A 14706-nucleotide genomic window follows, 5' to 3' on the forward strand; every position below is an offset into this window, starting at 1 on the left:
CGATAACGTAGCGTTGAGGGTCCACCAGAGATCACGAAACGACGTTGGAGGATTTGCTCGTGAAGAATTCACGCATCACGCTTCTGGGCGCGGCATGCCTTTTACTGGCGCTTACCGGATGTACTCCGACACCGGCTGGTGACCAGCCTTCAGCAGATGATGTCACGGCGCAAGATCCGCGCATCAAGGTGCTGATGGATGATTTGCAGTCCTCCACGGAGTCCGAGGTGGGCACCCGGTTAGCGACCGCCGGCGGCGGCATCTCTCAGGTGCCGAACGCGATGAGCTTCTCAGATATTTCGGGGAAGGGTCCGTTCACCATCTACTTCACCTGCGAGGTCCCGCAAGGCGCTGTGACCCTGACTCTCGATTCCACGACAGAAACCGCGGTCAACTGCGATGAGGGGACCAAAAAGATCACCGGAGTCCAGCAGATTGCGCTCACCGGAGGTCTGAACATCGAAGTGACTGGAGAATCGGACGGCGGCGTGTGGGCCCTGGTCGCCAAGGGCCGGGCCTAGTTTAGAGTTGCCCCCAAAGAAGCAGTGCGCAACAACCCGACAGACACCACCCACCAGCTGCAGCAGGTAGTCCGCCGGATCAAGGGCTCGTGGGTGTTGAGCAAGCTGCGTCGCAAGCCGATGATTGTTCCGGTTGCGCTCGAAGCCAAAGATTTGCTTGATCGTTTCAAGACCCCCGAACCGTTTCGCATCGAAGTGATAGGGGGGTCGCAAACGCTGAGCAACAGTTATGGGGGAGGCATTCGGGAGTGCCCGAGGGGCAAATAGGGCGTTCTTACGCAGCTCAAAGTTCTAAGTCAGGATGAGTAGCGAGGCCCAAAGTGCTTCGATCGTAAAGCTTTGAATCGAAGCCCATGCCTACTATCCTCCATATCAACGCCTCTCTCCGCTACGCCCACAGTGAGTCCCTCCGAATGGCTCGGCACGTCATCGATGCTGTCCAAGGCGCCGGTTCGGAGAACTTTGAGGCGGAGACCCTGGACCTGTTTAACGATGGTGCGCTGCCAGCTTTTGGCCGCATCGCAGCAGATGCCAAGATGGCTGTTTTCTCCGGCCAAGATCAGACACCGGAACAAATCGCCGCTTGGGCATCAGCACGCTCCGTGTTCGACCAGCTTGCCGCTGCCGATGCGTACGTCTTCAACATCCCCATGTGGAATGCCGGTGTTCCCTACGTCCTTAAACAGATGGATCGACATCATCACCGAGCCTGGTTGGAGCTTCGGTTTCGATGCGGAAAAGGGTTACCGAGGATTGATAGAGGGAAAGCAGACAATGGCAATCCACACCAGCGGAGTTTATGCCCCTGGTGTGCCGGCCGCCTTTGGTTCTGATTTCAGCAGCACCTGCTTTGCCGACTGGCTGAACTTCGTCGGCATTGAAGATGCCACCCATGTCCGTTTCGCCCCTACTGTGCTCAATGGTGATGTGGACGGCACGCGAAAGGAGGCCGAAGCCGAGATTTCCGGTGCAGCGGTCGGGTTTGCCGTCAGGCTCAGCGAAGTGGGAACTATCCAGCTCGTCAACGGTTAAAGCGGGCGAGGGGCACAACGATTTTTAGGGAACCCATCGGGCATCTACTGTTCCGGAAAATTGGGCGTAGAAGTTCCGCCAATAGGCGTTGGAGACACACGGTTTGCGATTGAGCGGGGTGTCCCAGCGATGGGTATGTCAGGCGTGGCGGATAAGTCGCTTGAGAGCGATGACGCTGTTGGAGAGGCTGATCATGGCGTCGATGACTAGTGCTTTGCAGTTGGTGCCGATGAGGCGTTTTATGAAGCCACGGTGGTGCCAGGATTTGATTCGTTCAACGGCCCTCAGGTCCCCGGCTTGGAGCGGTTCGCCGCTGTTGCTGATCAACCATTCGCAGCCCAGATTGGTAAGTAGGTCGCGGGTTTTCTTGCTGTCGTATCCTGCATCCAGTGCACGGTGATCAGCGGGGACATGTGGAATCCAAACCGTGAAGGTTTCTCCAATGTGTGGCGCAGCAATGGCGAATCGTTCCGGTTTGCCGGTGTCGTCGGCGAGGACCGATCGCTTAGTTCCCAACTTTCCACGGTCTACCGGCGATTTTCCGGCCATTTCACTGCCGCAGGGTGCTTTGACGCTGCATCAATCCAGAGCGCCCTTCGCCGGCTGACGGTGATTGCCGAGGTACTGCTGTCGCTGATCTGTTCGTAGGATGCGCCGAGGATGAGGACGTGGATGACTTCTTCGAAGATCAGTCGGTCACTGATGCGCGGGCGGTGGTATCCCTATGGGTGGTGGTCTTCTGCGGGCGGGATCAGCACCTCAAATTGGGTTCAGAGGATTTCCATAAGGAAATGGGGATGGCGGGCACGGTTCTCCTGGGGCCAGCGTTTTCTTGGTCGAAAACAGTCTTAACAGGAGTCGGGCCCGCTTTCTGCCTTAATGACGCGTTGGGCTCGTTTAATGACGTCGCTGCATTACTTCGGGCCCGACGAGTAACGCCTATTGGCGGAATTTCTTAATTGCAGTAGAGCTCTTTCGCGCGCAGAGCGGGTTCGGCGCCGTCGCCCCTTGGCGTGTTTTTGTCACATGTCACTGCCCCGATGTTCGACAGGTCCCATGTGTGAACCGTTCCCAGAACACGGGGAATATTGGCACATGTAACCATCATGTCGATCGAGATCGGGGTAACCGCTGCGTACCCAAGATGGGTCGCCGGTTCAGCGATCCCGTTCAAGAATTCGTCAACTGCGGCCAAGGTGCCAGTTTCGCCAGTGAGAGGTTTTCCCACGGCTTCCTGGATGGCTTCTTGGACTTGAACGTTTTGAACCCACGTTTCGGGGGGACATCCCAATCGACGCGAGCGGTGAAAGAACTATCGAGCAGAACGGTGCTGTCGGATCTGTTTTCAGTGACACGGCGAATCGCTGTAAATTCCGCTTTCTCGCTGGCCGTACTTATGACCGCAACAATCGGCTGGTCACAAGCCCTAACAACTTCCGCACTACTCGCTGAAGACTTTTCAGGTGGGGTGGAAATAGCGGTATTCGCGCTACACGCTGCCAGTAAAGTGACCGCTGCTATTGCGATTGCGGGGCGCATGTACCGCATTAGCAGTAACGGGTGCTTGCCAGATTGGCGAGGCTACCCGCTGGCGTTTTTAGACCACACTCGACGGCAGTGGTTTCTCGAATTGTGTAAGAGCGGCTCGTCCCTTTAGCACCAGCGACGACCCCTGCAGATCCTGAGGAGCAGACATTCTTCGTCCAGTTTCCCGTCACCTTCACGTTGCCTGCTGCCACTACCAAGTACTTCCCAGGGTTGATCGTCGCGCTGATACCGATGCTGTTCGACGAAGTTTTGCTACCGTTCCCGGCAATGGCAACGCTGGCGCTGGTGGAAAGCTTGCCGAGGATGACACCGGCTTCTGCAGCGGCACCAGCCGTAACTGTAATCCCGGCACTCAGCGTGGTTTCGTGTCCAGCCTGTCGTGTGGCTGTAGCGCTTTTCGATGTGAAGTTGGAGTACATATCTGCGTGGGTGATCGTCTTGGCCTTCTTCACATTCGTGGTGGTGTACCAGGATCCCTTGAACCCATCGCACGGCACCGCCCACGTATAGAAACCACCAGAACTATTCGGTCCGTCTAGCGTGCCGGAGGACGGTTCAATCAACACTGTGGTGTCCCTAGAATCCACTACATCAGGGTTCCCCAGACCTTCTGATGCCCATGCCGTCGTAGCGGCGCCCGTCATGAGTGAAGCTGCCACTAGAGGAGCAATGAAAAGAGAAATGCGCATGGTGAAACCTCACTGCGGTGCATAGAATGAACCAAGTCAGGAGGTGAAAAACCTCAAGTGACTGTGATTGAAAACACTACCCAGCACGTTCTGCTTAAGCAAATTGAGTGATTTGAAAATTTGTTCAATTTGCAAATCTGATTTTCCTCGCAGAGATGCGCACATCAGAAAGCAATCAATACCTCAATGGAGACATCGCGTGCCCTGGAAATTCTGGAAGCAGCGGAATGGAACAACGAAGTGGGGCGGATTTGTTGGTTTGCAGCTAACAGGATTCCTAGACTCTTAGAAGTTCAACCAATAGGCGTTGGAGACTCATGGTCTGCGTTTGGGCCGGGTGTCCCAGCGGTGGGTATGCCTGAGGTGGCGGATGTGTCGCTTGAGAGTGATGGCGCTGTTGGCGAGGCTGATCATGGCCTCGAAGACTAGATGCTTTGCGCCGTCGACTTTTGCACTCAAGATTGCTGGATGGTCTGCGTCAGCCGGTGAATTCGGTCCAAAGCCGGTGCACGCGTCGGCATTAGCTTTGCGCCGGGTGGTTAGGTTGACTGCTGATTGTTCCAGCCGCCTTCGAAGCCTAAGCTTCGTTTGATCGCCGAAAAAAGTGGACTGGACCCCGAAAGTTAGACTCGGTAAATAAGAGTCTACGCAGCGAGTGCCTGAGCCCGATATTCCATCGGGCTCAGGCACTCGAGCGTTAACGAGATGCGCTCGGCGTTGTACCAGCGGATATAGTCGCGGAGCTCGGTAGTGAACTTCTCGATGTCGGTGAATTCTTGGGGGTGGAACATCTCTTCCTTCAGATGACCGAAGAAGTTTTCCATCACCGAATTATCCAAACAGTTGTCCTTGCGCGACATGGATTGAGCCATCCCGGCCTTGGCGAGAAGTTTCTGCCAGCTGGCGTGCTGATACTGAAATCCCTGATCAGAATGCATCATCGGGGCCTCACCGGAAGCCAAGGTGCTAATCGCCTCGATCAGTGATTGGTTGGTGAACGCCGTGTTTGGCGATTCTGACACCGAGTAGGAAACGATCGAGTGGTCAAACAGATCCAGCACTGGGGAGAGATAGACCTTGCGCTCGGCGATCTTAAACTCGGTCACGTCGGTCACCCATTTGGTGTTTGGTGCCTCAGTGTCGAACTTACGCTTCAGCAGGTTTTCGGCGATCTGGCCGACTTGACCCTTGTAAGTGGAAAATCTGCGGCGGGTGCGGACCTTGCAGACCGGTTTTTCTTCACGCATCAGTTTCAGCACGGTCTTGCGTGCGATCTGCCAGCCTCGGCGCGCCAGAACCGCGTGGATGCGTCGGTGGCCGTAGCGGCTCTTCACTTGGGCGAAAACCTCGTGGATCTGGGCGCGAAGCTCAGCGTGCCGGTCAGGGGACTTGAGTGCGGCCTGGCGATAGAAGAAGGTGGAACGAGCCAATCCAGCGGCCTGCAGGAGCAGGGGCAGGGAATGGGATGCCTTGAGGGCAATCACGGCACTGACTTTCAGCGCGGTGGTTGGTTCCTCAAGGCTCGTACTTTTTTTAGGTAAGCGTTCTCAGCCGCCAACCGCCGGTTCTCTAGACGCAGCTTCTCCAGCTCACTGACTTTGACGGATGGGGTGCGCGGCGCAGACGTGGGTCGGCCCTTAGCCTTGGGGCGCAACCCGTCCTCCCCATGATCACGATAGATGCGGACCCACGTGCGCAAGAGCCTTGGGGAACTGAGTTGGTGCGTCCGGGCAAGATCCGGTGCAGAGACTTCGCCATCCAGAAATTGACGGACGAGTGCGAGTTTGAACTCGAAAGAAAACACCTGCTTGGTTGGTTTGCTTTCCAACGCTGCCCTACCCCAAATCTTGAAACGCTTCTCCAGCTCTCTAACTGCATGAACGCTGACTTCCAATCTTGAGGATACCGCGCAATACCCGAATCCTTGCTCGAGTAGATCAACGGCAGCCAACCGTTGATCGGTAGTCAATGAACTGCTTTGGAACATGAAAAACTCCCCGAAAGTAAGGAGCTGCATTAAGTTAGTCCAACTTTCGGGGAGCAGTTCACGTTTCTCAACGGTTCGGAGGGTCTTTTTTGTGCCTAGGGGGGTCTCTTCGAAAGCCCCGGGCTGATGACGGGGATCCGCACTTGGCGGGCACGTTATCTCGGCAACCGCGGCTGACCTGCGGGAATCTCGGAGCAGCGTCGCGTCTCCGTTTTGACAAATGATAATGATTCTCATTAGTGTTTACGAGGTGCTGGCCAGACGTGCCCCCGGCGACCGAACGTCGCAGCCTTGTCCTCGAAAACGGAGAACTCATCGATGAAAAAAATCAATCCCTGGATGGTTGTCATGCCCGCCGTCGTCTTGGCGGTGGCGACTGCGTGCGGTACCCCTGCCAGCTCCGTATCCAGCGCAGCAGAAGACGCGGCAATCGGTCCGATCAGCCTGGACAGCTGCGGTCGCGAGGTCATCTTCGACGCGCCACCGCAGCGGGTGCTCGCGGTCGGATCGGAGGCACCGGCGCTACTGGTAGCCGCCGGAGCCGGCGACAAGCTGACGCACTACGCGGGCAGCCTGGAAGTGCCCTTCGACGCCGCGACGAAAACCGTAGTCGAAGGGGCCGAACGGATTGCCGAAGACTCCCACGACGTCTCCTACGAAATGATCATCGGTTCGGGAGCCGACGTGGTGATCGGCACCGACATCGCGGCGGGAGTTGACCTCGATTCGCTCGCGGATCGCCTCCAGCAGGCCGGGGTGCAGATGCTGACGGTGAGTGGTTACTGCGCCGGTTTCGAGGATCGCTCCACCGGCGGCTTGAGCGGGTTCGAGCAGATCTACCGCGACGTCGAGTCCTACGGCCGACTGTTCGGGACCCAGCAGGTGGCAGCCGAAGCCGTCCAAGACATGCGAGAGCGTGTCGCGGCGGCAGCGGAGCGCATCAACCAAGAAGCGGGGGAGCGCGCGCTCTCCCTGTACGTTCCGACCGCCGGCACTCTGGGCTCCTACGGGCACGAATCGCTGGTCTCGGAGCAGATGTCACTGCTGGGCCTAAAAAACGTGTTCAGCGATGTGCCCAAGCGCTACTTCGAACCCTCCACGGAGGAACTGGTCGCCAGCGCTGCCGACAAGGTCTTCGCAATGTACCTGCCCACCGGATCCTCGGCCATGGAAACCGACCAGGACGTGCTCGACGTGCTTCGCGAGCGGCCAGAACTTGATGGACTTCAGGCCGTCAACGACGACGCGTCCGTGGTGCCGCTGAACTACTACTACTCCTCGCCCGGCCCGCTGGCCGTTGACGGGGTCGAGCTGCTGGCCGAACGGCTGGCCACTCCATGATCCAGACGGGACCATTGCGCTGGCCCGCGCACACTGCCGGGGACCGGCGCTCCCACGAGGCGCCGGCACGGAGTCGGCCGGGCCACGCCATGTCCCGGGGCGCCACCGAGGTCGACTTCGTCAAGCTGAGCCCCACCCGCAACACCACCCTGTTGGTCACCAGCAGACACCCGGCGCGGAACTACCGCGCCATCGCCGAAAAGCTGCTGCGCGCCGAGCATGTGCACGCCGAACAGGTCGGGTTCATCCTGCCAGCGCAATCGCCGGACGCGCAGGTGCGCCTGCACATGGCGGGGGACGAGTTCTGCGCGAACGCCACCTTGGCGCTGGCCGCGCTCCACGCCGCGACGCAGGGGCTTCGCGGCCCCGTCGAGCTCCGGCTGGAGGCCTCGGGTGCCGAGGATCTGCTGGAATGCCGTGTCGAAAGCCACGCCGCCGGCTACCGCTGCGAGCTGGCCAATCCGCTGCCGCTACGGATCGATCCCTACCCGTTCCCCGGGGCCACCGTAGGTGCCGCCATGGTGCGCTACGCCGATGCGGTGCATCTGGTTATCGAGTGCTCCGGGCACGATGCGGTGCTGCGCGAGCGCGCCGAGCGGCTGGCCGCGCAGCTGGGGAGTAGCGAAAGTGTGTCCGTGATTGGGGTGATGCTCTATGACTCGGCGAGTGGCGAGCTGGCCCCGCTGATCAACGTCCCGGCATTGGGCAGCCTGGTGTGGGAGGGAAGCTGCGGCTCGGGAACAGCCTCGCTCGGCGCCTACCTTGCCGCCAAGGCCCAGGCACCGGTGAGCACCGCGGTGCGGCAACCCGGAGGCACCATGCACGTTCACGCCGACTACGGCTGCGGCAAAGTAACGGAGCTGCGGGTCACCGGGCAGGTGGCCCTGGTGGCCGAGGGGACGGCCTACATCCATGACTGAATCGGTAACTAACACCGCGGTCTCCGGCGAAACCGCTGCGGGACTGCCGAACACGCTGCGGACCTACCTGCGCCGCTTTACCGCGGCCGCCAACGAGTACGACGGCTCGATTCGGCACGCCGCTGAGCTCGAAGAGTTGCTGGCCGACTACTCGCGCTTGGTCACCGACCCGGGCCACGAGGCCCCCTTTGCGCTATTCGTCGCGGCCGCCGGAACGGACGAGGTGGTGGAGCAGCTGCGCACACAGTCGGCGCGCTGCGTGGCGGTCATCGAGAAGTATCGTGCGCTGCGGCTGCTGGCGGGCACGGCGGGAGCTCAGGGCTACTTCGCCAACATCGAATCCTGCATCACCGAGGAATTCGGGGCGGTTGCACCACGAAAGGAGTCGAAGGTGATGCTCGTCGGCTCCGGGTCCTTCCCGATGACGCTGCTGAACATCTCCGCGCTCACCGGCGCCTCCACCCTCGGGATCGACATCGACGCCGAGTCCATCAACCTCGGTCGCCGGGTCGTGGCCCTGCTGGGCGAAGGCCTGGACATCGCGCTGGAAGAAACCGCGATTCACGAACTGGACTTCATCTCCGAGGCCACGCACATCGTGATCAGCTCCACGGTGAGCGTGAAATACGAGTTGTTGCACCAGATGCACCCCCTCACCCGCGAGGACGTCGTGGTGGCCATGCGCTTTGGCGACGGGCTGAAATCGCTGTTCAACTACCCAATGCAGGAGGTCGACCCCGCGCTCTGGCGCCTGGCCGAGACCATCCGCCGGCCCGAGCAAGTATTCGATATCGCGTGTACGTGAAGCAGCGCCCTAGCAGAAAAGACGTGTAGCAGATGGACGAATTGGGAAACATCCTCATCGCCGGGACCGGCCCGGTGGCGGTGCAAAGCGCCGTGCTGCTCGCTTCGCTGCCCGGCGCCCTGGGCATCGCCGGGCGCGAGTCCGAGCGTTCCGCGGCCTTCTTCGCGGCGCTGGACTCCACCGCGGGCACCGTCCGGGCCGAGGTGCAGAACGCCAGCCATGCCGCGCTGGCGGGACGGTGCCGGATCGAGCAGCGGTTCCGCGGATACGGATCCGTGGCCGGGAGCTGGGACACCCTGATCCTCACGGTCACCGCGGATGCCTACCTCCCGGTGCTGCGCCAGCTGGCGAGCGAGGTGCTGGCCGGATTCCAGCGCATCGTGCTGCTCTCACCCACCCTGGGCTCCGGGGCCCTGGTGCGCGAGTACGCCAGGGCACAGGGCACGGATCCGGAAGTCATCAGCTTTTCCAGCTACCTGGGTGATACCCGCTGGGCGCAGGGCACCCCGGGCGCCTCGGTGCTGACCGCCGGGGCCAAGGCCCGCATCTACGCCGGATCCAGCCGCGGTGAATCGCCCGCGCTGCAGCGGCTGCGCGCGGTGCACGAGACGGTGGGCACCGAGCTGAACATCCTGCCCCTGCCGGTGGAGGCCGAGGCACGAAACCTGTCCCTGTATGTGCATCCGGCGCTATTCATGAACGAGGTCACGCTGCGCGCCGTATTCGCCGCGGCGCCACCGACTCAGTACGTTTACAAGCTTTACCCCGAGGGACCTATCACCCCGTCAATGATCCACACCCTGGTGCAGCAGTGGCGGGAGCTTTCGGCCATTCTCACCGCGCTGGGCGGGAAGGGAGTTAACCTGCTGTCCTTCATGCTCCACGACGGCTACCCGGTGCACCCGCAGAGCATCGACCCGGCACACGTGGCCGCGTTCGAGCAGCTGCCGGCCATCCACCAGGAGTACCTCATCTACGTGCGCTACGCCTCGCTACTGGTGGACCCATTCTCCGAACCCAGTGCGGACGGGAGATACTTCGACTTCTCGGCCATCCCCATCCGGCCGATCTTCCGCAACGACTCGGGCCACTGGGACGTGCCACGGATGCCAAAGGAAGACTACTACCGCACCAAGATCATCCAGGGTCTGGCCCGGCACCTCGCGGTGCCCTGCCCGACGATCGATCACCTCCTGGACGCCTACGAGGGCGCGCTCACGCAGGCGGCACAGGCACTGGGGGACCAGCCGCGCTCCGCGGCCTTTAGCGTGCAGGACTTCGCAGAAGACCTGGGCATGATCCGCGCCGGCATCGGGAGCGCCGCATGAAGACCACCGAACCGGGAACCACCGAAAAGCTACTGAGCGAACGAAAGATCATCGCCGAAATCTGGCCGGCCCTGCTGGCCTCGGCCGTGGGCCTGTTGCCCTTCACCGTGCTGAGCACCTTCCTGATACCGATCGCCGATTGGGCCGAGGCCGGCGTTGCGGAGGTCGGTTCCCTGCGCGGACTGGCCGGGGTGGGTGCGGTACTCACCGGCGTCGCGCTGGCCCCGCTGATTGGGCGCATCGCCCCGGGCCGCGTGGCCGCCGCCGCCCTGGCACTGCTGGGGGCCGCCGCGGTGCTCGGGACCTTCTCCGGACTGGCCGCGCTGGCGGCCTTCTGCCTGGCCACCGGGGTGTCCAACGCGCTGCTCTACCCGGCGCTGTCCACCGCCGCCGCTGACCGCTTCGGGGCTACTCCCGCCGCGGGCCGTGCCGCCACCCTGGTCATGACCGCCCAGACGCTGGCCTCCATGGTGGGCGCACCGCTGCTGGTGCTGCCGGCACTGTGGTGGGGCTGGCGGGGCAATCTCATCGCGATCGCGGTGCTCGCCCTCGCCTTGGCGCCGGCCCTGCTGCGCTACGGCCGCGCACATCCCGGCGCGGATGCTCCGGCCCCGCGGCTGGGCTACCTGGCTGCCTTCCGCACGCTGGCGGCCATCCCCGGGGCGCGGGCTCTGCTGCTGGTTTCCTTCGGACGGGCCGGCGCGCTGATGGGTCATCTGGCCTTCCTCGCCCCGTTGTACGCGGAGAAGTTCCAGCTTTCCACCGGCTGGTTCGCCTTCGTCTGGTCTTTGAGCGGAGGCTCCTTCTTCCTCGGGCACCTGCTCGCCGGGCGGATGCTCAACGCGCAGGACTCCGAGATTCGCACCCGGGCCGTGATGGCCATCGCCCTGGGCACCGGCCTGCTGGCGCTGCTCGGGGTGTACCTTTCCCCGGTGCTCCCGCTGGCGATGCTGGGCACCGCGGTGCTCTCGGCCAGCCATGCGGTGGTTTCCGCGGCGGTGATGACCCTGCTGGTGCGCCGCTGCGGGCAGGTGCGCGGCACCGCGCTGAGCCTGAATGCCGCCAGTATGTCCCTGGGATTGTTCCTCGGCGCCGGGGCCGCCGGGGTGGCACTGGGCGCGGCGGGCTATCTGGCCGCGGCCGCGGTGCTCGGCGGATTCACCCTGCTGGCCCTATTTGCCGCGCTCACCCTGCGCACCAGCACCGATCACCCATCCACAAGCAACCGATGAAGAGGCCATGATGACCCAGCTGGACCCCGCACTCCGCGAACCGCGCAGCGCACCACCACCACCGAGTGCCCCGCTGGTCTTCTCCGGCGATGATCTGGAGCACGATCGGCGCACCCGGCACACCGCATGGTGGATCGCCGCTCTGCTGGCCGCGCTGCTGATCACCCTGCCGGTGGCCGTGGGCCTTGGGCCGGTGGCCATCGAAGCGGGCACGGTACTCCAGATCCTGCGCGGGCACCTGGTCGGCGGCGAGCCGATGGGTAGCTGGACCAACTCCGAGGAATCCATCGTGCTGCTGCTGCGCGTGCCCCGGGTGCTGCTGGGCGCCGCCGTCGGCGCCGGGCTGGCGCTGGCCGGGGTGGCATTGCAGGCCCTGACACGCAACATCCTGGCCGAACCCTACCTGCTGGGCGTGACCTCAGGGGCCTCAACCCTGTCGGCGGCCTCGATCCTCTTCGGTGCCTCGGCGGGCATCGGATCGGCCTCGCTGGCCGGTAGCGCCTTTGCCGGGGCGCTGGCCGCCGGGATCGCGGTTTTCCTGCTCGCGCGGGTCGGATCTCAGATGACCTCCACCCGGCTGGTGCTTGCCGGGGTAACGGTGGGCTACGTGCTGCATGCGCTCACCTCGCTGCTGATCTTCGCCTCCGATGACCCCAATGCGGGCCGCTCGGTGCTCTTCTGGACGCTCGGTTCGCTGACCCAGGCCACCGGGCAATCCGCGCTGATCACCTGGGCGGTGGTGCTGGGCACCATCGCGCTGCTGCTGCTCTGGTCCCGCCCGCTGGACGCGCTGGCCATCGGAGACAGCACGGCCCAGACGCTGGGGGTCTCCCCGGCGAAGCTGCGCGCGGCGGTCATGGTGGTGACCGCGCTCTGCGTGGGCGCGCTCGTCGCGGCCTCCGGCGGCATCGGATTTGTCGGGCTGATCATCCCGCACATCGCCCGGCTGTGCGTGGGCTCCACCCACCGCAAGCTGTTGCCGGTGGCGGCGCTGCTCGGCGCGATCTTCCTGGTCTGGGCCGACGTGCTCGCCCGGACGGCGCTGGCCCCGCAGGAACTGCCACTGGGCATCGTCACCGCCCTGCTCGGCGCCCCGCTGCTGTTCGTGCTGGTGCGCAAATTAAACCCGACCCAATGAGAATCAATCGCCCCAGGAGGCCCACAACATGATCACAGCCACCGATATTTCCGTGGGCTACGGCGGCACGCTGGTAGTGAAATCCGCTTCCCTGCACGCCGGGCCCGGGGAGGTCATCGGGCTCATCGGCCCGAACGGCAGCGGCAAGTCCACCTTCCTGCGCACCCTGTACGCGGCGCTGCGCCCGCGGGCCGGACTGGTCACCCTCGACGAGCAACCGATCACGGCGCTGCGCGGCACCGAGCTGGCCCGGCGGGTGGCCGTGGTCGCTCAGGAAACGCCCACCGATTTGCCGGTGAGCGTCGCGGACATGGTGCTGCTCGGCCGCGCCCCGCACCGCAAGGCGCTGGCCGCCTTCACCCGCGAGGATCACCAGGCGGTGGCCGCGGCGCTGAGCCGGGTCGGGGCCCGGGAGCTGGCCGACCGTCGTTATTCCACGCTCTCGGGCGGGGAGAAGCAGCGCGTGCTGGTGGCTCGCACGCTGGCCCAGCAGGCGGATCACCTGCTGCTCGATGAACCGACCAACCACCTGGACATCCGCTACCAGCACGAGCTTTTGCGCATGGTGGGGCAGCTCGGGGTCACCACCGTGGTGGTGCTGCACGACCTGAACCTGGCCGCGCGCTACTGCACCAAGTTGGTCATGCTTCAGGACGGCGAGGTGGTGGCGGGCGGAACACCAGAGGAGGTGCTGACCCCGGAGATGCTGCTGCGGGTGTACGGGATCCACGTTGAACCGGTTTCGGTGCGCGGGACCCTGCAGCTGGTCTTCAGCATGGCGGACGAGCCGGCCATGGCGCACGCGGGGGCCGCCGGCTAGGGTGTCGGCTGGTCCGCCGGGCCTTGCTGGCCCGGCGCCGGTGCGCAGAAGCAGCTGTTCCTCCACCGGACACGAAGTCGGTCCGGGTATATGCGGATCTTGACAACGCGAAAATTCAGCCATCTAAGATGACGGAATATTGATCGCCGGGTGTAGCGCCGAGAGATCGGCAGCAATTTTCAGCAGCTGTATGCGCGGGATATCGGAAGGAGCGTGAACCGGGATTCCGTGTCCTTAAGGGGAACCTCTTACCGGACGGCTGGATGAGTTCCGTTGGCGGATGGTTCATGGATTCGATCGGTGCCTTGCCGAGGCGCCGGGCCCACTTAGGACGACGCCGCCGCTCCGAGTTGCACCGCCAGCTCCATGCTGCGCAGACGGGCCGGGGAGAAGTCGTAGGGCATGCTCCGGATGATCTCCGCCGCGGTCCTCGCGCGGGATCCTTCTACGGGGTCGGGCGCCGGGTTCGCGTTCTCAGGCGGGTGCAGCTCGTCCCAGGTGTCGAAGAGAGCATCGTCCTGCTCCAACTGACCGGACTCTTCGATGACGCGCATCAGCTCGGTCTCGAAGGCGTGCCGCTGGACCGCCAGCTCCGCAACTCGGGGGTCATCAACGGCGACCGTGTTATCCAGTGCTTTCTCGGCGGCGTCGAGGCGGTCGGACTTCGCCCGCAGTGCAGGATGGAGCGCCAACGCGAGGAAGCGGCCGGCCTGGACAGCGGCGCCGAGTGGACCGAAGATCCGCTCGGTGACCAACAGGGTATCCAGGTCGTCCTGGCGCAGCGAGCCCTCGGGTGCGGCCTCGAGGCGGGTGGAGACGAAATCGTCGAGCAGTCCCAGTCGGCTCCCAAGGGCCCGCATGCGCTGCACCGAGGCGCGCTTGTGCTGCAGCTCGGCCTCCTGCGCGGCGAGGGTGTCCTCCAGCCGAGCGAGGACGCCTGCGATCTCGCCCTCGCTGCCGGCGCCGACTGGTGCGGCGCCTTCGAAGGCGCCGCGGATGTCTTCGAGGGCGATCCCAGCGTCGGCCATGCGGCGGATCCAGAGCAGCCGGATGATCTCCGCGTAGCCGTACCGGCGGCGGCCGTCGCCGCCCCGCTCCCGCTCGGGCAGCAGGCCGACCTGGTGGTAGTGGCGGATCGTCCGCGGAGTGACGCCGACGAATGCCGCGGCGTCGCCGATCAGGACCTCTCGGGGCGGGGTAGGGAACGGGTGCATGGCAAACCTCTCGGATTGGGACGGGATGTGCTTCCAGCAGACCACATGACGCTACGGCAGGTGCAACGGCCAACGGCCAACGGGACATTGGCATCGGGTATCGCTTGCCACGTTCCCTCGCACATTTCTAG

General features: G+C 63.3%; 12 protein-coding genes and 3 pseudogenes. 11 read left to right on the plus strand and 4 right to left on the minus strand.

From position 1 onward, the window contains the following. The first annotated feature begins 59 nt into the window (after positions 1-59). From KUF55_RS05465 to KUF55_RS18695, 4 genes and pseudogenes are all read left to right on the plus strand, one after another. Positions 60-521, plus strand: a complete 462-nt coding sequence (locus KUF55_RS05465) for a hypothetical protein (RefSeq protein ID WP_218818235.1) — start codon at positions 60-62, stop codon at positions 519-521. A 24-nt stretch (positions 522-545) separates the two neighbouring features. Then, positions 546-788 carry a hypothetical protein gene (locus tag KUF55_RS05470; protein WP_218818236.1) on the plus strand — a complete coding sequence of 81 codons (243 nt, stop codon included), beginning with the start codon at positions 546-548 and terminating at the stop codon, positions 786-788. 146 nt (positions 789-934) lie between these two features. Then, a pseudogene (locus KUF55_RS18690) lies at positions 935-1150 on the plus strand (flavodoxin family protein); the annotation flags it as partial. A 28-nt stretch (positions 1151-1178) separates the two neighbouring features. Further along, the gene (locus KUF55_RS18695) at positions 1179-1553 is read left to right on the plus strand and encodes an NAD(P)H-dependent oxidoreductase (protein WP_255557345.1); all 375 of its coding nucleotides are present in this window, start codon (positions 1179-1181) and stop codon (positions 1551-1553) included. Positions 1554-1691: 138 nt separating this feature from the next. Here the strand turns inward: KUF55_RS18695 and KUF55_RS05480 are convergent. From KUF55_RS05480 to KUF55_RS19000, 3 genes and pseudogenes are all read right to left on the minus strand, one after another. After that, positions 1692-2361: pseudogene (locus KUF55_RS05480) on the minus strand (transposase). A gap of 739 nt (positions 2362-3100) precedes the next feature. Then, positions 3101-3790: a hypothetical protein gene (locus tag KUF55_RS05490; RefSeq protein WP_218818237.1), complete on the minus strand. Its 690-nt coding sequence runs from the start codon at positions 3788-3790 to the stop codon at positions 3101-3103. Positions 3791-4434: 644 nt separating this feature from the next. Next, positions 4435-5731 (minus strand): annotated as a pseudogene (locus KUF55_RS19000) (IS3 family transposase). Positions 5732-6095: 364 nt separating this feature from the next. Here KUF55_RS19000 and KUF55_RS05505 point away from each other — a divergent pair. The 7 genes from KUF55_RS05505 (at position 6096) to KUF55_RS05535 (ending at position 13361) form a co-directional block, all read left to right on the plus strand. Further along, positions 6096-7118, plus strand: a complete 1023-nt coding sequence (locus tag KUF55_RS05505; protein WP_218818240.1) for an ABC transporter substrate-binding protein — start codon at positions 6096-6098, stop codon at positions 7116-7118. 89 nt (positions 7119-7207) lie between these two features. Continuing rightward, positions 7208-8038 (plus strand): hypothetical protein, encoded by an 831-nt coding sequence (locus KUF55_RS05510; protein WP_218818241.1) that lies wholly within the window; start codon positions 7208-7210, stop codon positions 8036-8038. Next, complete coding sequence (locus tag KUF55_RS05515) at positions 8031-8843, plus strand: class I SAM-dependent methyltransferase (RefSeq protein ID WP_218818242.1); 813 nt, start codon at positions 8031-8033, stop codon at positions 8841-8843. The genes KUF55_RS05510 and KUF55_RS05515 overlap by 8 nt, the downstream gene beginning before the upstream one ends. Before the next feature lie 32 nt (positions 8844-8875). Further along, complete coding sequence (locus KUF55_RS05520; RefSeq protein WP_218818243.1) at positions 8876-10171, plus strand: opine metallophore biosynthesis dehydrogenase; 1296 nt, start codon at positions 8876-8878, stop codon at positions 10169-10171. Further along, a complete protein-coding gene (locus tag KUF55_RS05525) occupies positions 10168-11403 on the plus strand; it encodes an MFS transporter (protein ID WP_218818244.1) in 1236 nt (411 codons plus the stop codon). Before KUF55_RS05520 ends, KUF55_RS05525 begins: the two co-directional genes overlap by 4 nt. A 7-nt stretch (positions 11404-11410) precedes the next feature. Next, positions 11411-12541, plus strand: a complete 1131-nt coding sequence (locus tag KUF55_RS05530) for an iron ABC transporter permease (protein ID WP_255557346.1) — start codon at positions 11411-11413, stop codon at positions 12539-12541. A 28-nt stretch (positions 12542-12569) separates the two neighbouring features. Next, positions 12570-13361: an ABC transporter ATP-binding protein gene (locus tag KUF55_RS05535; protein ID WP_218818245.1), complete on the plus strand. Its 792-nt coding sequence runs from the start codon at positions 12570-12572 to the stop codon at positions 13359-13361. 326 nt (positions 13362-13687) lie between these two features. On the opposite strand, the gene KUF55_RS05540 is transcribed toward KUF55_RS05535, so the two are convergent. Further along, entirely contained in the window at positions 13688-14575 is an 888-nt protein-coding gene (locus tag KUF55_RS05540; protein ID WP_218818246.1) for a MerR family transcriptional regulator, read from the minus strand. Between the last annotated feature and the right edge of the window lie 131 nt (positions 14576-14706).

This window comes from Paeniglutamicibacter sp. Y32M11 (assembly GCF_019285735.1).
In the GTDB taxonomy this organism is placed as follows: Bacteria; Actinomycetota; Actinomycetes; order Actinomycetales; family Micrococcaceae; genus Paeniglutamicibacter.